The organism is Flavobacterium sp. RHBU_24 (assembly GCF_046613695.1).
Lineage (GTDB): Bacteria > Bacteroidota > Bacteroidia > Flavobacteriales > Flavobacteriaceae > Flavobacterium.
Genome location: NZ_JBKJHD010000075.1, coordinates 1 through 244, shown reverse-complemented (window position 1 = coordinate 244; position 244 = coordinate 1). Strand labels below are relative to the sequence as shown.

The window sequence follows — 244 nt, the reverse complement described above, 5'->3', positions numbered from 1 at the left end:
TCTTCCGTACGGCTGCCACCACGGCATCACGCTACTGGCTGAACATGGTTGCCCAAAACGGCAACGGCACCCAGGCGCTTGTAGCCTACAGCGAAAACGGCACCACGGGTATAGACTACGGTTATGACAGTAAAGTGTTTAACACGGCTGAACTTGCACTGTACTCCCTTGCAGCAGAGAACAGGCTTGCCATACAGGCAAGGCCGGGGTTTGAGGTAAGCGATGTGGTGCCTATGGGCTTTAC

At 54.9% G+C, this 244-nt stretch carries 1 pseudogene; it reads left to right on the top strand.

The annotated features are described in order from the left end of the window. Positions 1 to 244, top strand: a pseudogene (locus ACLI09_RS18130) (hypothetical protein); the annotation flags it as partial.